The 18,931-nt window shown below is 45.9% G+C and carries 22 protein-coding genes; 21 read left to right on the top strand and 1 reads right to left on the bottom strand.

All coding sequences use genetic code 11. From position 1 onward, the window contains the following. The first annotated feature begins 4 nt into the window (after positions 1–4). The 19 genes from ACDG22_RS09175 to ACDG22_RS09085 all read left to right on the top strand — a co-directional run bounded on the left by ACDG22_RS09175 (position 5) and on the right by ACDG22_RS09085 (position 17,427). A complete protein-coding gene (locus tag ACDG22_RS09175; protein ID WP_158639696.1) occupies positions 5–178 on the top strand; it encodes a hypothetical protein in 174 nt (57 codons plus the stop codon). A 171-nt stretch (positions 179–349) separates the two neighbouring features. Then, positions 350–787: a GPW/gp25 family protein gene (locus ACDG22_RS09170; protein WP_009127041.1), complete on the top strand. Its 438-nt coding sequence runs from the start codon at positions 350–352 to the stop codon at positions 785–787. A 21-nt stretch (positions 788–808) separates the two neighbouring features. Continuing rightward, the gene (locus tag ACDG22_RS09165) at positions 809–1,675 is read left to right on the top strand and encodes a TssN family type VI secretion system protein (RefSeq protein WP_009127040.1); all 867 of its coding nucleotides are present in this window, start codon (positions 809–811) and stop codon (positions 1,673–1,675) included. A gap of 23 nt (positions 1,676–1,698) precedes the next feature. Then, the gene (locus tag ACDG22_RS09160) at positions 1,699–2,850 is read left to right on the top strand and encodes a hypothetical protein (protein ID WP_009127039.1); all 1,152 of its coding nucleotides are present in this window, start codon (positions 1,699–1,701) and stop codon (positions 2,848–2,850) included. 29 nt (positions 2,851–2,879) lie between these two features. Beyond that, complete coding sequence (gene tssO, locus ACDG22_RS09155) at positions 2,880–3,386, top strand: type VI secretion system TssO (protein ID WP_039969920.1); 507 nt, start codon at positions 2,880–2,882, stop codon at positions 3,384–3,386. Next, the gene (locus ACDG22_RS09150) at positions 3,373–3,900 is read left to right on the top strand and encodes a type VI secretion system transmembrane protein TssO (RefSeq protein ID WP_009127037.1); all 528 of its coding nucleotides are present in this window, start codon (positions 3,373–3,375) and stop codon (positions 3,898–3,900) included. Before tssO ends, ACDG22_RS09150 begins: the two co-directional genes overlap by 14 nt. Positions 3,901–3,906: 6 nt before the next feature. Then, positions 3,907–4,806 (top strand): PKD domain-containing protein, encoded by a 900-nt coding sequence (locus ACDG22_RS09145; protein WP_009127036.1) that lies wholly within the window; start codon positions 3,907–3,909, stop codon positions 4,804–4,806. An 8-nt stretch (positions 4,807–4,814) separates the two neighbouring features. Beyond that, on the top strand, positions 4,815–7,298 hold the full coding sequence (tssR, locus tag ACDG22_RS09140) for a type VI secretion system protein TssR domain-containing protein (RefSeq protein ID WP_009127035.1): 2,484 nt from the start codon (positions 4,815–4,817) through the stop codon (positions 7,296–7,298). 31 nt (positions 7,299–7,329) lie between these two features. Then, a complete protein-coding gene (locus ACDG22_RS09135; RefSeq protein WP_009127034.1) occupies positions 7,330–8,055 on the top strand; it encodes a hypothetical protein in 726 nt (241 codons plus the stop codon). A gap of 760 nt (positions 8,056–8,815) precedes the next feature. Further along, on the top strand, positions 8,816–10,627 hold the full coding sequence (locus ACDG22_RS09130; protein WP_009127031.1) for a DUF3945 domain-containing protein: 1,812 nt from the start codon (positions 8,816–8,818) through the stop codon (positions 10,625–10,627). A gap of 45 nt (positions 10,628–10,672) precedes the next feature. Continuing rightward, on the top strand, positions 10,673–10,939 hold the full coding sequence (locus ACDG22_RS09125; protein ID WP_117747435.1) for a DUF4099 domain-containing protein: 267 nt from the start codon (positions 10,673–10,675) through the stop codon (positions 10,937–10,939). Positions 10,940–11,012: 73 nt separating this feature from the next. Beyond that, positions 11,013–12,779, top strand: a complete 1,767-nt coding sequence (locus ACDG22_RS09120; RefSeq protein ID WP_039969953.1) for a DNA topoisomerase — start codon at positions 11,013–11,015, stop codon at positions 12,777–12,779. 280 nt (positions 12,780–13,059) lie between these two features. Then, positions 13,060–13,275 carry a hypothetical protein gene (locus tag ACDG22_RS09115; protein ID WP_039969919.1) on the top strand — a complete coding sequence of 72 codons (216 nt, stop codon included), beginning with the start codon at positions 13,060–13,062 and terminating at the stop codon, positions 13,273–13,275. A gap of 18 nt (positions 13,276–13,293) precedes the next feature. Beyond that, positions 13,294–13,503 (top strand): hypothetical protein, encoded by a 210-nt coding sequence (locus ACDG22_RS09110; RefSeq protein ID WP_009127027.1) that lies wholly within the window; start codon positions 13,294–13,296, stop codon positions 13,501–13,503. A 20-nt stretch (positions 13,504–13,523) separates the two neighbouring features. Beyond that, entirely contained in the window at positions 13,524–14,540 is a 1,017-nt protein-coding gene (locus ACDG22_RS09105; RefSeq protein ID WP_009127026.1) for a PRTRC system protein E, read from the top strand. Positions 14,541–14,570: 30 nt separating this feature from the next. Continuing rightward, a complete protein-coding gene (locus tag ACDG22_RS09100) occupies positions 14,571–14,792 on the top strand; it encodes a PRTRC system protein C (RefSeq protein ID WP_009127025.1) in 222 nt (73 codons plus the stop codon). 35 nt (positions 14,793–14,827) lie between these two features. Beyond that, positions 14,828–15,940, top strand: a complete 1,113-nt coding sequence (locus ACDG22_RS09095; protein WP_009127024.1) for a hypothetical protein — start codon at positions 14,828–14,830, stop codon at positions 15,938–15,940. A 3-nt stretch (positions 15,941–15,943) separates the two neighbouring features. Beyond that, a complete protein-coding gene (locus tag ACDG22_RS09090) occupies positions 15,944–16,645 on the top strand; it encodes a prokaryotic E2 ligase family D protein (protein WP_009127023.1) in 702 nt (233 codons plus the stop codon). Continuing rightward, complete coding sequence (locus tag ACDG22_RS09085) at positions 16,642–17,427, top strand: PRTRC system ThiF family protein (protein WP_009127022.1); 786 nt, start codon at positions 16,642–16,644, stop codon at positions 17,425–17,427. The genes ACDG22_RS09090 and ACDG22_RS09085 overlap by 4 nt, the downstream gene beginning before the upstream one ends. Positions 17,428–17,518: 91 nt before the next feature. Here ACDG22_RS09085 and ACDG22_RS09080 read toward each other — a convergent pair whose 3' ends face one another. Next, the gene (locus ACDG22_RS09080) at positions 17,519–17,812 is read right to left on the bottom strand and encodes a helix-turn-helix domain-containing protein (RefSeq protein WP_009127021.1); all 294 of its coding nucleotides are present in this window, start codon (positions 17,810–17,812) and stop codon (positions 17,519–17,521) included. A gap of 318 nt (positions 17,813–18,130) precedes the next feature. Here ACDG22_RS09080 and ACDG22_RS09075 point away from each other — a divergent pair, with 318 nt between their 5' ends. Further along, positions 18,131–18,412 carry a helix-turn-helix domain-containing protein gene (locus tag ACDG22_RS09075; RefSeq protein ID WP_009127020.1) on the top strand — a complete coding sequence of 94 codons (282 nt, stop codon included), beginning with the start codon at positions 18,131–18,133 and terminating at the stop codon, positions 18,410–18,412. Further along, entirely contained in the window at positions 18,409–18,702 is a 294-nt protein-coding gene (locus ACDG22_RS09070) for a helix-turn-helix domain-containing protein (protein ID WP_009127019.1), read from the top strand. The genes ACDG22_RS09075 and ACDG22_RS09070 overlap by 4 nt, the downstream gene beginning before the upstream one ends. Positions 18,703–18,931: the final 229 nt, after the last annotated feature.

Raw genomic sequence — 18,931 nt, 5'->3', positions numbered from 1 at the left:
TTCTATGATGGATGCCAGACACAATTATCTGTCAATGGTATATTATTCTACTATGATATACCTCTATTATGCAGATGGAAGGGATTTGTACGAATCACTGGAATGTGAAGGCTGGCACAAACACGGATACGACTTCAGGGAAGTGTACGCATATTCAGTGAACAGAATGGGAAGGTAAGCCAGTCAAAGATTCACAATATAATCTTTAAAGATACGTGTTGCACAGGCTATCGCAAGCATCTGGTAAGCCTGACTTCCGAAAATATAACTGAAGTGAACTTCCCGTTACCTGAAAGTCAGTGATGAAGAATTTGAAACCAATTGACGGAACTTAAAAAATGAAGAAATTATGGAATACTACAAATTTCCACTCAAGATAGGTCTGTTACTGCAAGACGGAAGCAAGTCGCTGCCCAAATGCAGTGAGAAAGAATCTATCGACCAGCACCTGGAACTGCTGTTCACGACCTGTCCCGGCGAACATCGGTATGATCCCCGGTTCGGTTGCCGTATCTGGGACATGGACTTTGAAAAAGTGGCCTCACAAAAAAGCTGGCAAGACCATTTCACGACCTGTCTGACAGAATCAATCACAACCTACGAACCTAGATTAAGCGAAGTAGAAGTACAGGTAACAGTCAGTGATATAACCTATACGGACGATGTAACAGACACAACGACTATCAAGAAAAAGGCGGATGTACTAATCAAGGCTGTACTGAACAGTACCCATGAGAATTGTCGTTTTCGGTTCAGACTATTTTTAGGCCCATTATCAAGTGAATAAATAACTACTCAAACTAATATTATGGAAAATATCTTTGGAAGATTCTTAACTTCATATCTGTTATTTCCTATTATCGCTTTCCTGCTCGGAGGCGTAGTATTCCTTATTGCAAAAAAGAATAAGCTGATGGGAAACAGAAAGCTGATCACTTATGTTCTGGTAACTATCCTGATTCTTATCCTTCCGGCTTTGACCGGATTTTTACAACAGTATTTTATTCCGTACATCTACATAGCCCTACAGCTATTGTATTTATTGCTGGGTTATTATCATCTGAAAGCGATAGACCTGTTTTTGCCTGATTTTATGCAGAAACCTTTCAAATATGAGATTATATTTACTGTAGTGCTCTGTATTATGGGAATGGCATTTTTCTCTTTGGTATTCAACTTATGCAGTGAACTTCAATACGGTTGGTGGGCTTCGACCTGTGTAGTGCCATTCATCTTCATTTCCCTGTTCAGGAAAACATACCGTACGTACCTGGATATACCATTGGAAATTTATAAGATATGGGAATACTCAGATGACAGGAATGTTGCAGATTATAGCAGTATAGATGCATCGGAACTAATATTGGTGAATATCGAATTGTTCAAGCAGATTGGTGACCCTATCCCGTTCCATTTGTCGGTACAGGCTTCCGATACAATGATATTCGGAAACTGGTTCCAACGATGCATAAAGGATCACAGCCGGAAATATCCTATGAGTAGAATTCATTATAATGATAATGAGATACCATACGGATGGATATTTTATACCAAACCATCTTTCTTCATGCCAAGAAAATATATTGATCCTGACCTGTCATTCACAGACAATAAAATAAGAGGAGGATACACCATAATTGCCAAACGAGTAAGAAAAGAAAAGGTATTTAGCTAAAAAGAAAAAAACATTATAATATTATGGAAAATAAAACATTCAACCTGGTTAACTGGGAAGAAGGCATGAGTCTTACTCCCAATTCTTTCAAAATGACTGAGAATTATTTCATCAACGGACAGTGCCTCGGACAAGAGATACACATCACAAACTTTAATTATGGTCTTCTCAAACCATCGAGAAACAATCATCATTCTATGTGTGAGATAGAAGTAAGTCATTCTGTTACAGATACGATAGAAGTCAGACTGGTACGCTGTCACGGGATAACAACAGGCGGATTTATCATCAATTATGAACCTAACCCGATGGAATACCTAAGCTACAAGGTTCCGGCTGGAGAACTGACAAATGGTTCTTTATCCCGCACTTCTTATTTGAATGTCATTTTCTCGGTAAATCCTTATAACCGTATTCCGACAGGTGAACTGGACAATGAAGTTCTTCCCCCACGATATCCGGAAGTTCGCCCGGAATATAAATTGTATACACTTCCAGTAGAACAAATGCAGAATGGAATTGATCCTTATAGTCTGATAGTGGGACGCATACGTAAGGATGGTGACCGCTATGAAATAGATTACAACTATATTCCACCATGTATGACAATGTTAAGCGACCCTGATCTGACACGCTACTACGGGCGCTTTGGTGTCTTCTTCAACAATATAGAAAAAGCTTCTAAGGACATTGTAGCAAAGGTTGTAAACCGTTCCGACTCATCGACAATGGCCCTCAATATAGCTGAAATCTGTAAGAATATCTTGCAATATTCAGCGACTTCGTATTTCGGTTATAGAAATACGGGGGCATATTGGGCTCCCATACAGGTAATCGGATGTTTCTCAAACCTTGCACACCTGTGCTTCAATACACTTAATTTCATGGAGAAAACTGAAAAAGAGGATGTGCTCAAATATTTTTACGAATGGAGCGACACTACTCCTGCCCAATTTGAAAGCATACTTTCCGAAGCGATTGAAATCAAATATGAACATGATGAAATACGCAGTATGATGCTTATAATTGAGGGATTCCTAAGCAATTTCTCTGAATTGTGGATGATGCTAAGTTCTTTGGAATATATCGGTAAGCATAAAGAAAATATTGTAGTCGGTGAACGAATACAACGCCATGAGAGTGCGACCCGGTCAGACTGGAATTTATTAGACTGACCATATAATAATCATTTAAACGAAATAGTATGAAACCTCTAAATAATAATACAGTAAGGAAAGGATACTTGAGATTCTCCGGTTTTCTGATTATCTGTGTGGCTGTCTCGGTATTCTGTTTCTATTCCTATATGAAAACCGCTTCAACGGAGGTCAAAATGATTATGGCCAAAACAGTAGAATACGACAATATTTATTCCGCCGAACTAAATATGGTTGTAGCAGTGGATTCTATCTACCAATACATGTCACTCATGAACAGTTCTCCGAAAATCAATGACCTTCTGCTGCAAAGTGTGGTCAGCAACCGGAAGATGCAGTTGCAGAACCAAATCAATGCGTTAGACGAAAAGGATTTTCTGCTATACAAAAAGCTGGCAGGAAATATCAATGTTTTTCTAGGCGTGAAGGATTCTATCCGGCTGGCAGAAAAAGAGGAAAGTATAGTACGGGAGGATTTGATGAGATGCGTAAAAGAGAACAGGGAGATATCAAGAAAACTAAAAGTTGGAGGAATTACTTATGAGAGAAAATGAACAACTTTCACAGAACAGGGCTACAATAAACCAACGTGAAAAAACAATCGGATTTGCGTATGTTCTGCTATTATTCCTTGCTGTGTCCATCTGCTGCTGTATGATTATCTTCTGGACAAATTCAGATTTTGACACTACCCGGCAAAAAGATATGGTACTGGTAAAAGTTGAGAAAATCAGGAAATTCCAGGAGTTGCAAAAGGAAAACAAACCTATAGTGGATTCCCTATACAATAGAATATCCAAGCTCACACCAGGTATCAACGCACAATATGAAGAGGAAGATATCAAGTATCTGCTAAACGATCTGAAGAACACATACCAAAACAATGGCTGGGACAACCGGTATAAAGTGTTCATGCACGTAGCCGATTTTTATCAAATGTGGCTGACGGACAGAAAGGAGTTGTGGAGTAAACGAGAGAATATCAGTACTTTCAAAAAAAATCTGGAAGAGTGTGAAATCGGTCTGGAAAGCAAAAAACAAGATTGGCGTTCAGTATTAAAAAAATAATTTGTCATGGGAAAAATTAATAACAGGAAATCCTTTATTATAATAGGAGCCGTCGTACTATGTATTGTCATAGCATACTTAATCAGCCTTTCTCTGAGAGAAAAGACGGTAATTGCCTATATCACTCCCTCAGATATAGAGGTGGGAGATGCGATTCAATATACCGACAGTACCAAGCGGGCGGATATGTGGCTATGGGAATTTGGAAACGGAGATGCTTCGGAAGAACGAACTGGCAGCTACCGGTTCACTCAAAGCGGGAAATATCAAGTACGGTTGACTGTAGACAGAAAATATGAAAAGAAATTCATAGTCAATGTACGGGAGAAAAACAATGATAAGACAGACGAGGAATTGATTAAAATCGAAGCTCCGGACTTTGCCTTGCAGGATGAAATTATCTCCTTTCACGGTATCGGTGATTCTAAGGAATGGAGATGGCAGTTCGGAGAAACAGGAATGGTGGATTCACGGGAGAAAAACCCACTATATGCCTATATGGAACCCGGTGTTTATGAAATTCTGCTGACAACAGAAGAGACCCATTACCCGATACGACATACCATACAAATCGAGCCGAATTATCAAAAGAATGATTCTACCGATGTACTTACTCTCGTAGGAAACGATATCAGGGAAAGATTACAGGCTATCGTAGATGGGAAACCATTTAACCTTAACTATAATTATGTACTCAATACTTATCTGTGCGACAACCCGGATGTTGTCGTAACGGTCAATGGTGACAAACATAATGATTTTTACTCCTATTGCCAAGGCTTAAAAATTATTGGAAGAAAAAAACTGATTATTGAAGAGGTTGTTGTGGATATCGGGAACAGCAATACAGATGAATGTATCAAAAAACTGCTAGTCACGCAATCTGAAAAATATATTTCAAAATAACCTGTATCATGAAGACAACTAAAAGGATGTGGAACGGAACATTTACACTACTTTGCACCGGAATGGCTATCATGACTTCCTGTGCTCCGATAAACCGATTCACAAGAATAAAGCAAGTGCCCCGTGAATATATCATGAACTACTGTGGCGGTGAAATAAAAGCTCCAAGTTCCCTACAGATAAAAAATAACCCGTGGATTGTTTTTTCCGACCAGTTGGGAAATATGAGCTACCAAACCGCCACAGGGAAAAATGAAATGAAAGAACTACAATTTATGGATGCCTTTTTAGTGGTGGGGAAAAAGGGAAACTGGTTGAAAGTCATCAAATACGACCCGACACAAATAAAAAGCCACGGGCGAAGGCTGGGCAACCATAAATCAGCAATCTATTATGGATGGGTTCATAAATCAGACCTGCTGCTAACCAGAAGTTCCGTAACGGATCTTGCTACGGGATTGAAAAATAAACAAATTACCGTATTCTCCGATACTGTTCCGCTGAAAGTTCCAGAGAAATACTTGATAAATGATTCCCTACTGACATTTAAGAATACGGATCTCAGCAAGCCATATACTCAAATACCCATGCACCAGCTTGTTTTCCCACTAAAACAATCAGAAGATAGAAGCAAAACACTGGTTGCCAAAAAGTCTTTTATTTCGCCAGATAGTCTGGATACTGAGATATGTGGCTGGGTAAGTAATGCTGTAATAAAGAATATTGGACAACAACTGCATATTGATGTACGAAGTCTGCCGGACAGTACGTTATGGTTCAAGAATAAGGCCGAAACAGATACGTTAAATTTCAGACGAGCACAACTGGTCCCTAGCCGAGAGCTGGCACGGATAGCACGTCCACTGGCATATAGTCCGGTAACATCCTATTGCCAAATGGATACTGTTATCCGTTTTAAAACAGGAGCATTCATGCCGGTGATAGACAAACAAGAGAATTTTGTAGTGAACGTAAACGGTAATCGTATCTATTACAATCAGTTCAAGGAAATAGAAAAAGATCTGCAAAAAATCAATATCGTATTTGTTGTAGAGGGTAATGAATTGGCTGTAAAACAATTCCCGGAAGTAGTCAATATTATTCAGGGATTACAACCCTTATTTGCCAACCCTGATGACGGTTTCGATTATAAATTCGGTTCCGTACTGGCTTTCAACGAGAAAGGGAATAATGAAAATCCGAAAGTACATCTGACAAAAGACTATATGCAAGTGCTGAACTTTTTGTCTGCCAAAAGCAATAATGCAAAACAACTGGTTGCCACTGGCGGGAGAAGCTGGAGTACTCTGAGAACTGCTGTCAATCTATTTAAAGACCACAAAAAAGAAAGTAACCTAATTATCCTTATCGGTGAAACCGGAAACAATAGTGAATGGGCTGATTCAACTCTGGTTAACCGTATGGCCGAATATAATTGCAGAATATTGGGATTTCAACTTTTTGGTGGAAATCCGGACAAATTCAATAACTTCGTTCTGCAAGTAGAAAATATGATTGATAACTATGCGGTTAAAATCAGTCGCCAGAAAAGAGAAATCATCGTATATGCAGATCAACTGCGTAAATATCATGAATACAGAGAAGTCAATAAAAATGTTTATTGTTTGGACTTTCCCAACAGAAGCATGACACAAGGATGGGTGGTCTTTCCTCAAAAACAGGAGAATTTACCTCTTGAAGGGCTGGCGTCATCAGTAGATACCCTGTTACAACAAGTAAAGGAAGATAACAGATTGCTAACGCAAAGTTTGTATAAGGCATTTAACGAAATAGGCAACTTCCGCAACAGAGAGGATTCGACATTAGTTGACTATTTCCAAATGCAACCATCAGGGATTAAATCTTTGCCAGAAGCATTAAGAAACGCTGAACCGGAATGGTATCTGCCCGCACAACCGGTCGTGTTACATGATTCAGTATCACACTTGCTGGAATACCGATTACTTGTGACGGAAGCTGAATTTAAGAGAATACGCAATTTTATAAATGCCCTCTCTCAATATGAAGTGGATTATAAATATGAAGCACAGAAAAAAGAAAAAGAGAAAAAGAGAAAAATTTGCGACTGTTTGGAAGACGAGGTAGTGCTTAAAGATACAAGGTTATCTGTTACCGAGATGAAAGATAGTCACGAGTATGCTTCTACAAAAAAAGTAAGAGCCAATCTCTTTGCTCTTTATTATACGTATATAAACAATGGTAAACTGTGTAGAATCAAGTATAAGAAACTAAAGAATATGAGTATGGCCGAAGCGCAAAGGCTTATTACTACTTGTCCAACGGACAACCCATTTTTAAAAGCCTTTACGGTAAACGACCTGAAAAGAAAGAAGCACTTGGTGGATGAAACACTAGATATGCTTGTGGAATATTTTAAATCTAAAAAGTCTGCATGGGAAGAGGCTGCCGGAAAGGGATTCACTTCCAACGGACAAACATATTACTGGATCAGCAAAGATATGCTGCCATAAATATAGATATATAAACCTAATACAAAACGATATGAAAGAAGACTTTTTTATCTCCATTATGCAGAAATATGGAATTGAAGATAAAGTAGTTATACAAAAAGCTTATCAAGATATTCTGCATAATATAACACAGGAACAGCAAATAATAAAAGAATGCAAATCCAATCTGGAGAAAATGATTGGTAAACTAAGTAGGGATATTCTAAATTTCCAATATGCTGTCAGTAAGCCTATTTTCTTATACAAAAATTGTCTGGAAAGTAAGTGCAAACAGAATCAGGATATTTATCTATGGCAGTTCATTGATAATATCAATATGTATGCTTCATTTCTGGAAAGCCGGATGAACGGAGTTTTTCGCATAAAAATTGTAGGTAATGATATAAAAATAAGTCTGATTAAAAAAAGAAAGAAAATGGCAAGTATAGCGGCAGATGCTATAAATAACAGTATTTTTTCTGATGTGCAATATGATGCAACTACCGGATATTTTACCATAGCCACCAATATTACAGATGGTAGATTTTTTGAACGGCATAGCATCATCTATTGTCCAAGTGAAGCCGATGCCAGAAGAGCTATCTTTTCAGGCGTGATGAAAGATAAGAAAATTAAATTCAATCTAACAATAGGCAAAGAAGAAATACTGACAGGTTTTGACATATTGATGGAACAAATGAATGAAGGAACAGGTATAAGTCAGATTTTACACACTTCTCTTAATAAGGCTAATAAAATTTATAATGGTAAGCAATAGCCATAGGTTAAATAAAAATATACTTTTGTGACACAACATATAGCTGATTTTTCAAACTGTAAATAAAAAAATGGAACAGATGTCATTAAAATTAAAGATACTAGTGACTAAAAATCATTATTATTAATAATGACACTTCTCTTTATGCGATAAACATCGTATAAAGAGAAGAGAAAAGTTTTTTTACAGTTTTCCCTTTATCAAAGGTAATCCCTCCCTCGTTTGCCAGCCGCATTTGTACTTTTTTTCGGGAGATTTTTCTCTTATGGCTTCGCCATGAAAATTCTTCCGAAAAAGAATGCGGCGTCAAACGTCCGGAGGGATTGTTGTCTGATTACAGGGATAAACTGCGACCGACGTGACGCATAGCCGTTTCAGTACAGGCGGCTGTCCTTATATTTCCCGATACCTCAAAAGAACCGTGAAAGCATCCGTTCCCCACCAGTAAGCTGTGCCTATTTCATCCTATCCCGAGATAAGACAGGGATTTCAGCTCCCTCTGTTCTGCATAGTTCCGCTGCTTCATGTGTTCTGCACATCCTGCTGTCTGCGTCTTTGCCTTCTCTATTTTCCCCTTCACCTCTCTCACACATTATACTTCCAATTCCTCTTTTCTTCGTGCCAGACCATCTATAGATTGCCATCTGATGCCATCTGACGACATCTGATGCCAGCTTTTTGAAAATCAGCGGATTGTAAACAGAAAGCCCTTACATTTGGACTGTGAAACCAATCAAACAGTCACTCAAAACAGAAAATTATGGCACAGAACAACCGTCCAGACAAAGGAAAGCAAAGCCGGAACAAGAAACCGGAAAAGCCTTATGTGGAACAGATTGACGAGCTGCTGCTGGTCCACAACAAGAACGACCCGAAAGAGGGAATCGGTGTGGTCAGCCAGGCGGACGAGAAAGGCAACTATCGGACAGTTCCACCGGAGGAAAAGAACGAAAACTCGTTTCTGAAGTTCGACAAGAATTCGAGCATCCTCGAAAACTTCATCAAAAACTTCTGGAGCCAGCTGAAGGAACCTACCCATTTCCGGCTGATCCGCATGACTTTCCATGACTACAAGCAGAACAGGCAGGCTCTCAAGGACCTGGCTTCGGGAAAAGAAACCGATGCGGTGAAAGAGTTCCTGAAACGGTACGAAATCGTGCCGAAGAACAACCAACAAAGCAATGTCCAAACCAAAGAGGAGGAAAAAGCAATGGCAAAAAAACAAGAACAGGCACCTCAGGTGCAACCGGAACAGGTGACACAGGTGGAAGCGGCTGCGCAGGGACGAGAACAGCAGGTTCCCCAGCAGCAGACTCCAACCTACCGGTACAACGAGAACATGATCAACTGGGAAGAACTGGGCAAGTTCGGAGTATCCAAGGAAATGCTGGAGCAGTCCGGACAGCTGGACAGTATGCTGAAAGGCTACAAGACCAACAAGACCATCCCGCTGACGCTCAACATTCCCGGCGTACTGACCGCCAAACTGGATGCAAGGCTGTCGTTCATGTCCAACGGCGGACAGGTGATGCTGGGCATCCACGGAGTAAGAAAGGAGCCGGAACTGGACCGTCCGTACTTCGGGCACATCTTTACCGAAGAGGACAAGAAGAACCTGCGCGAAAGCGGAAACATGGGTCGGGTGGCAGATCTGAACCTGCGCGGCAACTCGATCGAGCCGTGCCTCATTTCCATCGACAAGAACACCAACGAACTGGTGGCCGTCCGACAGGAACATGTCTACATCCCGAATGAAATCAAGGGAGTGACCCTGACTCCGGATGAAATCCAGAAGCTGAAAAACGGCGAACAGATTTTCGTGGATGGCATGAAGTCCAACCAGGGAAAGGAATTCAACGCCCATCTGCAGTACAGCGCGGAAAGAAGGGGCATCGAGTTCATCTTTTCCAAGGACCAGGCCTTCAACCAGCAGACGCTGGGCGGCGTGCCGCTTTCCCCCATGCAGCTCAAGGCACTGAACGAAGGGCATACCATCCTGGTGGAGGACATGAAACGCAAGAACGGTGAGGTGTTCTCTTCCTTTGTCACCATGGACAAGGTGACGGGCGGCCTGCAGTACACCCGCCACAACCCGGAAACGGGCGAAATCTACATTCCGAAGGAAATCTGCTCGGTCCAGCTGACACCGGAAGACAAGGAGGCGCTCCGCAAGGGACAGCCTGTCTTTCTGGAAAACATGATCAACCGCAAAGGGGAGGAATTCTCCTCCTTCGTCAGGCTGGACATGGCCAGCGGAAGACCGCTATACTCGCGGACACCGGACGGCTTCAACGAACGGCAGGCCCCGGCCATTCCGGCTGAAGTATACGGACACCTGCTTTCGGCACAGGAAAGGGCCAACCTGCAGGACGGAAAAGCCATTCTGGTCACCGGCATGAAGGGTCCGAACGGCAAACCATTCGATTCCTACCTGAAAGTGAACGCCAATACCGGCCAGCTCCAGTATTTCCAGGAGAATCCCGATATCCGGAGAAACACGGCCCGCCAAGCCGCACAGACGGACAACGGCCAGCAGCAGGAGCAGAAAAGAAATGCCCGCCAGGCTGTCTGAGACTGTCCGTGAATGTACAAAGAAATCTTACTCACCTCAACCGATATGTATATGAATCCGAACAAACCCATCATTTTCAAGGCCGAACAGCTTGACTGGGAAAAGCTGGAAGCTGTCGGCATCCGCCGGAAGGAACTCGAAAAGGACGGCAACCTGGACCTGCTTCTCCAAGGGGCAGAGACCGGAGTGACCACGCTGAACCTGAAGACCCCGGTCTTCTCACTCACCATGGATGCCACCCTCAAGCTGGAGGTGGAACCGGACGGCCGACCGGTCATCGGCATCAACGGCATCCGACCGACGGAAGAATAACCTTTATTACAATGTATCACCGGCTGTCCATACGCTAAAAAGCCGTATGGACAGCTATAAAACTCAACAGATCATGATTGCCATATTGACAGACAAACCCAACGTAGGAAAAGTAATAGGAAAAGTGGTAGGTGCCACCCGAACAAGAAACGGATACCTGGAAGGAAACGGATATCTCGTCACCTGGACATTCGGTAACATGCTTTCGCTGGCCATGCCCAAGGATTACGGAGTCCGGAAGCTGAGCCGCGAGGACTTTCCCTTCATCCCTTCGGACTTCCAGCTGACGGTACAGCATGTCCGCACCGAAAACGGATGGATTCCGGACATCCAGGCGGTCCTGCAGCTGAAGGTCGTGGAAAAGGTGCTCCGCAGCTGTGACACCATCATTGCGGCCACGGATGCCAGCCGTGAGGGGGAAATGACCTTCCGCTATGTGTACGCCTACCTGAAATGTACACAGCCCTGCCTCCGCCTCTGGACAGCCTCCCTGACGGATGAAGCCATCCGCAAAGGGATGGAAAACCTGAAACCGGACAGCTGCTACGACAGTCTCTTCGCTTCGGCGGATTGCCGGAACAAGGCGGACTGGATTCTGGGCATCAATGCCAGCTATGCCATGTGCATGGCCATGGGGCTCGGCAACAATTCCCTGGGCAGGGTGCAGACACCCATCCTGGCGGCCATCGCCAGACGGTACCGCGAGAAGGAGAACCATATCCCGACGGATTCATGGCCGATCTACATCAGCCTGCACAAGAACGGACAGATCTTCAAGCTGAAACGCAGGGATACGCTCACCGACTCGGAATCGGCCGAACTGTTCTACCAGGACTGCAAGCTGGCTTCCAAGGCACAGATTACGGAAGTGAGCCGCAGCGTGCAGGAAATCCAGCCGCCCGCCCTGTTCAACCTGACACAGCTGCAGAAAGAAGCAAGCCGGTACCTGGGGCTTACCCTGTCGGAAGTGTACGACATCGCGCAGACGCTCTATGAAAAAAAGCTGATTTCCTATCCGCGCACGTCCAGCAGATACCTTACGGAGGATGTGTACCGCACGCTTCCTGCCATCCTCCGGAGACTGGTTTCGTGGAACCTGTTCGAACTGGAAACCGACCTGTCGGAAGGGATGCTTTCCGGTCTGTCACGAAGCGTGGTCGATGAGAAGCAGGTCCACATCCATCCGGCCATCACCGTTACCGGCATCCGTCCGGAAGGTCTCACTCCCAAGGAACAGGAGGTGTACCGGCTGATTGCAGGCCGAATGCTGGAGGCTTTCCTGCCTTCCTGCCGGACAGAGACAACCTTTGTCAAGGCAGTATGTGCCGCACAGGTCTTCCAGACCACCGGTGTCCGTATCCTGGAAGAAGGCTGGCATGCCCTATTCCAGCGCCCCGGTGTCCTGCCCGTACCGGAAACCCCCGATGGACTGCCGATGCTGGAAGAAGGTGAGACACCGGATGTCTGCAGCTGCAACCTGATCCGGAAAAGAGACCTTCCGGTCCATCCGTTCACCGATGCCGAACTGGTGGAGTACATGGAAAACAAGGGACTGGGCACGGTGGCATCCCGTACTTCCATCATCCGGACCTTGCTGAACCGCAACTACATCCGCTATGCGGGGAAATACATTGTACCGACCCCAAAGGGCATGTTCACCTACGAGACCATCCGCGGCAAGAAGATTGCGGATACGGAACTGACAAGGGACTGGGAAGCCCTGCTGGCAGGAGTGGAAACGGGGCAGGAGGAAAAATCCGGCTTCCTGGAACGGGTAAGAAGCCTGGCCACCCTGCTGGTGGACGACATCTTCCAAACCTATGCGCCTTCCGGAGAATAAAGCTCCGAAAAGGAACGGGAATGCAGGCCTGAAAGGGTCTGCATTTTTTTGTGTCTGAAAGCAGCGCTGTTTTTCCGCTTTTAGGCGGCAAAGGTATTGGATTGCCGGATCTTTTGCTGCAAGGCGGCCCTGCGGGCTGGCCGGACGGAAAAAATCATCCTCGCTCTGCTCCGGTATTTTTTCCGTCCGGGCCTTGCGCAAAACGGCAATCCAAAAGGCAGGGGCCTATAAAATCGGGAAAACACATCCCGATGGGATTATTCATTTAAAAAGAAAAACGATGAAAGTAGCACGTATCGAAAAGACAGGCAAACAGGCCGTGACGCTGTTCCTGATAACCGGAATCTGCCTGCTGGCCAACAAGGGGATTGTCCCTATCGGACTGATCGCCCTGCTATTGCTGACGGGAGGTCTCATGGACCTGCTGTTCAGCCTCCTGTTCCTGGTGGTTAAAATCATGGCAGTCCTGGCTGTGCTCGGGCTGCTTTTTCATTAACATTCAATCTATGCAAGTATGGAAACGATCCGATTCACCCCGCAGGCTCCGGCCGCTCCGGCTCTCTGGCCCCAAAATGACAGCAGCAGACCGGTCAAAAGACGTGTTCCACGTTCAGTGGATGAACCCAAAAGCATCGGCTATTACCTGGAAGGACTGCGCGGCATCGCCAGCCGTCCGGACCGGGAAGCCGTTCTGAGAGAGTTCTTCAAGGAAACCTATGTATAATTTCTAAACAATTTCACAGTATGTTTTTTCAAACGATTTACCAGATGATGACTCCGGGTATAGACCTGAGCATCCACATCCGCAAAGTGGAGGATAAACTGAGTGTGGCAGTCATGCCGAGACGGAACAGCCTGAAAGAAGAGGTCCAGCAGAAAATGGTACCGCTGGTGCTGAGCGGGAATCCGTACGAGCTGGACAGCGCTTTCCTGCAGGCCATCATGCAGCCCTTGCAGAAGGTGCAGGGGCTGCTGGTCAATGCAGAGAATTTTGAGAAGCAAGCAACCCAGGCTGCGGCAAGCGGTAAAAACGGCAAGGGCAGTGCGCCTGCGGAAAGCAAGGAAGCCCGTGAAAAGCGGGAGAAGATGGAGAAGCTGCTGACCAAGGCGGACGATGCCTTCAAGAACGCCAAATACCAGGAAACGCTTACCTGGCTCCGGCAGGCCCGGGCATTGGCTCCCGGTGAGAAGCAGGGCGAAATCGACAGCCGGATGAAAGAAGTACAGAAAAAGGCGGATGAAGGCAGCCTGTTTGCGGGAATGTCACCGGAAGCGCAACCGACGGCAACCCGGACTAGCCAGCCGGAAAATGGAATACAACCAGCTGCTCCACAATCTGTTCCACAGTCGGCTCCCCAACAGGCTGTTTCCTCTACAGTCTATAACCAGCCGGAACCATCCCAGCCGGCTGTACGGACAACAGACAGAAGCGGTTTCAGACAACCGACGGTTCAGCCCGCAATCTTTCCTCCCCAACAGCATCATCCGGCAGCGGGACAGCATGGCGTGAACCGGCAGCCGGGCATGACCGGCCAGCCCCGTACAAACGGTCTGCAACCGGTTACGCCTGAAACGGGTTTCGCCGGAGAGAATTACCCGTATCCCAACGGGCAGCAGTCTTTTGACAGTTTCGGTTTTGACCCCGAAGAGGAGGATGACCGGGAACTGCTCAGGGAAGACCCCTATGCGGAATACCTGGATTTTCCGGAAGAATACAGGATGAGAGACCAGGCGCAGCAGGCTGAAATGGTGTATTGCTGAACAAATGTCTAACATAAAACGATAAAGGATATGGCACTTGAAATTAAAGGAATGAACAGAGTATTCAAGATGAAAAAGAATGGCAACGAACTGCTGCTGGATGACCCGGACAGCAACCTGTCACCGGCAGAAGTGATGGATTTCTATTCCATGAACTATCCGGAACTGACCACCGCATCGGTACACGGACCGGAAATTGAGGACGACCGGGCGGTCTATGAATTCAAGACCACCATCGGAGTAAAGGGATAAGCCATGAAAACGAAACCATCCAAAAACAGACGACCATGTACACCACCTACAGCGCAGGCCATGCAGAATCTCGCTTCCCTTATCCTGTCGGAACTGGGAAAGGCGGACATAAGCCGGGGCATCAGACAGTCCGGACGCAGAAAGCTCCCGCCCGCCGGAAGCCTTACGGTTTTCTGAACAGGACACTGCAGCCCATCGCTCCGGACCTGTATACGGAAACCTATCGCGGAAGAGTAAACCTGACCACGGAAGAGAGCTTTGACTATCTCTACCGTTCAGCATTGAACTATGTGCAGCTCCTGGAAATGGAGCTGCCATACACTCCGCCGTCGAAAGCTTCCCCGAGGGAAAAAATCTGCCGGCTGTACCAGGTGCTGGATGCTTCCCTGACCGACCATGTCAATCTGGAGGTACGGAAGGGACAGCTTCAGTTCTGCATCTACCGGTACCATTCCTGGCCGGACTATACCCTGTTCTGGCTGCCGGTGAACTTTACGGAAAAGCTGCACGGGACATTGAAAAGGATTGTGCTGGAATTCATCAGACGCTTCATCCGTCACCACCGGATGCAGGACATTACGGATACACCCTATTTTGAAATGGCCGAATGCGGTCTGGACTGCTACCTGGAAGAGATAATGGACCGGGACGAACTGAAACGACAGCGGGAAAAGAGCCGGATTTTCCGTTCCTACAGCGAAGGGAAGATCAGCCGGTGCCTGAAGCGGATGCGGTCCCGTGCTTTCTGCCGCAACCTCGAAGAACAGGTACGGCAGTATGTCCCGGCCACGAAAGCAGAGGGCGGGTTGCTGGAACTGATCCGGGAAGGCCTGCCTTTCATCGCAGCTTCCAGTCCGTGCATCATGGACTATGAATACGACTGGCACAGCGAGGAAGAGCCGGACTTCATGCCGATTCCGATGGAATACCAGATTCTGCTGACCTATTCCAATGAGGACGAACTGATAGATGAGCTGGAAAGCCATTTCACCTCGGACAGCCAGGAGACCTACTGTCTCACTCCGGTATCCGGTCTGCTGATCACACCCCAAACTGAAAAGCCGCTTCCACCGGACGATTTTCCGGAACGCTTCGCAAAGTGGCTTTCCCGTTTCATGGATTATATTGCCAACCGACTAAATGACTGAATCATGAATGAACTGACTCAAAAGATACAGCGCATCCTCACACCGAAAGCGGCTCTCATTGCCTATCGGTGTGACGAATGTAGAACAAACAGTACGGAATATTTCCTGGAACTCCGCCCCATCCACAAAAACGGACAGATGGGGGCCGGGATGCCGGTGACCTATGAGTTCATGAACGCCCTGATGGAATCCTATACGGAAGAAATGAGCGGAATACCGGCAGGCGTCCTTCCCGAGAACCTGCTGGCCTGCAATCCGAGAAAAGGACAGGAGGAATATATCTGGTACAACCCGCCGGGCAAAAGACAGATGTTCTTCCACAAGCAGCTGAACATCCCGGACGGTGTGTTCCATGTGCCGGGCATCATCTACCACATCCGCAGCGAGCGGATGGACGTCTATGCCTTCAAGGGAAAGAAGCCGACCGGAAAGACACCTCTGTACCTGGCCCCTTTCTTCAATGTGACGGGTTCCAGCGTATGTCTGGGTTCCTGTTCGTTGGAAAAGCCGCAGAACCCGTCCTTTCTTTCCCTGATGGAATATTGGGAGAAGCGATTCTGGCTGACGGAATTCGTCCATCTGGGCGGCAGACAAAATCCTACCGTGTTGAATCTGGTCACGGTGACAGAAAATGCGAGAAACCAACCTTTTGACATGAACGAGCTGAGACCGTTCAACAAACAGCTAAAAGATATCCTGCCATGAAAAAAGTACATTTTACCGAAAACTACCTGCTGAATCCCCACCATCCGGTCACCGTCTTCGTCATCGGAGCGGGAGGGACCGGCTCGCAGGTCATCACCAACCTGGCACGCATGAGCATGGCGCTCCGGGCATTGGGGCATCCGGGACTGCATGTGACTGTATTCGATCCGGATACAGTGAGTACAGCCAACATCGGGCGCCAGCTTTTCAGCGAGACGGAACTGGGACTGAACAAGGCAACGGCCCTGGTCACCCGCATCAACCATTTCTTCGGCTATAGCTGGTCGGCAGAAGCAAAACGCTATCCGGATGTCCGGCAGAAGGAGGAAATGGAAACGGCCAACCTGTTCATCACCTGCACCGACAATGTACGCTCCCGGCTGGCCCTGTGGAAGTTCCTGAAAGGCCTCAGCGGAAAGGGACCTGTTGATCACCGGACTCCCCTGTACTGGATGGACTTCGGAAACAGCCAGACAAAGGGACAGGTGCTTGTAGGCACACTGCGGGAGAAGATTGTCCAGCCTTCTTCACAGGAATACATACCCGTTCCCAGAATGAATGTCATTACGGAAGAGGTGGACTATTCACAGGTACGTGAGGTGGATTCCGGTCCAAGCTGTTCTCTGGCGGAAGCACTCGGCAAGCAGGACCTGTTCATCAATTCTACACTGGCACACATCGGCTGCAATCTGTTATGGAAAATGTTCAAGGAAGGGAAAACTGCCTATCGGGGTGCCTATGTGAACCTGGACTCGATGAAGACAACAGGAATTCCGGTATGAAGCCCCATACCGGACTGGCTTTCCCTTGAAAAAGTTGAATGGTCAGTCATCCTGGTCCGGGGCAACTGTCTGAAAGTTTCGGCTGCTTCAGTTATGTCCTCTTGCCGCGAAGGAGCAGGAATTCCTGTATTTCAGAGGCCAGATAGAAGGATTTTCCGTTCTTCTCCACGGAATAATATTTGATCTTGCCCTCCTTCCGGTAACGGGCCAGTGTACGCTGCGACACACCCAGCAGTTCAGCCAGATCCACGTTGTCCAGCAGTCTGTCACCGTTCATGCATTCCTTCAGACGGTTCATCTGATCCAGTTTTTTCTCAATACGGGCAAAGCCTTCCACCATTGTCCCGATCAGTCTTTCGAGTATCTCATTATCAATGTATGACATAATCCATGCGTTTTAAAGTGAATAAATCGATACCCTCGTTGTGCGCACTTGAAGAGTATATACCCTTATATGTGAAAATCTCGTGCCAATACGGACGATATTATCCGCTTTTAAAACCATATTACTGAAAATCAATGAAATATAATTTAGAACAGGAATCCGGGTGTAAAGGAAAAGTGTAAACCTTGTAAACCCTTTCTGTAAACCGGTTTACAGCCTGCCTGACATCTGAAGACACCTGATGCCATCTGACGACGCAGGTTTGAATCAGCTGCAATGAATTGTTACATTTGTATCAAACCCCAAAAATCGATTTATATGGAAATCATAGGTATGGAAGCAAATGCTTACGAGAAGAGTATCCGGGAATTGAATCAATTTCTGGACAGGATTGACCGTCTGCTGGAAAGTACGTCCCCAAAAGCCATCGGTGAATGGATTGACAACCAAGAGGCATGTCTGATATTGAACGTATCTCTCCGGACACTGCAAAATCTGAGAGACACCGGACAAATCGCATATACCCAGCTGGAACGGAAAGTCTATTACAAGCGAGAAGATATCCAAAAGTATATAAATAAACACAGCGTAAAAAGATGAGCAAGTTAATTACCGGAGACAATGAACGCATCGTTCAGTTCTACCAAAGGCTAAAGGAAACTTTAATTGCACTGGAATCAGCCCTTAAAGAGAAACGCCCCCTGTTGAACGGACAACGGTATATGACTGATGCAGAATTAAGCCAATATCTGAAACTGTCAAGAAGAACCTTACAGGAGTACAGGAACAATGGACTTGTGCCTTACTATCAGATAGGAGGCAAGATTCTGTACCGGGAATCCGATATAGAGGAGCTTCTGGAAAGAAACAGACAAGAAGCTTTTAAATAGAAAATCCGTTGCAATACGAAGTGAAAGAAAGATTCAAGGATACGATTTTTCCGGTTCATCATGGTTGAAGTTCCAAAGAAAAATCGTATCTTTGGCATATAAAAACAAGAGTTCTATTTGTGTAAAACATAGAAGCCAAATTCAGACGAAATAGGTGGACTAAGATTAGGACTATTTGATAAATGATTGATTATTAGCTGGATAAAACTTATAGTTCGAGCCCAGGCGG

The organism is Phocaeicola coprocola (assembly GCF_041333015.1).
Taxonomy (GTDB): domain Bacteria; phylum Bacteroidota; class Bacteroidia; order Bacteroidales; family Bacteroidaceae; genus Phocaeicola; species Phocaeicola coprocola.
Note: the sequence above shows the minus strand (reverse complement) of the source record. Positions and strands in the feature narration are given on the sequence as shown.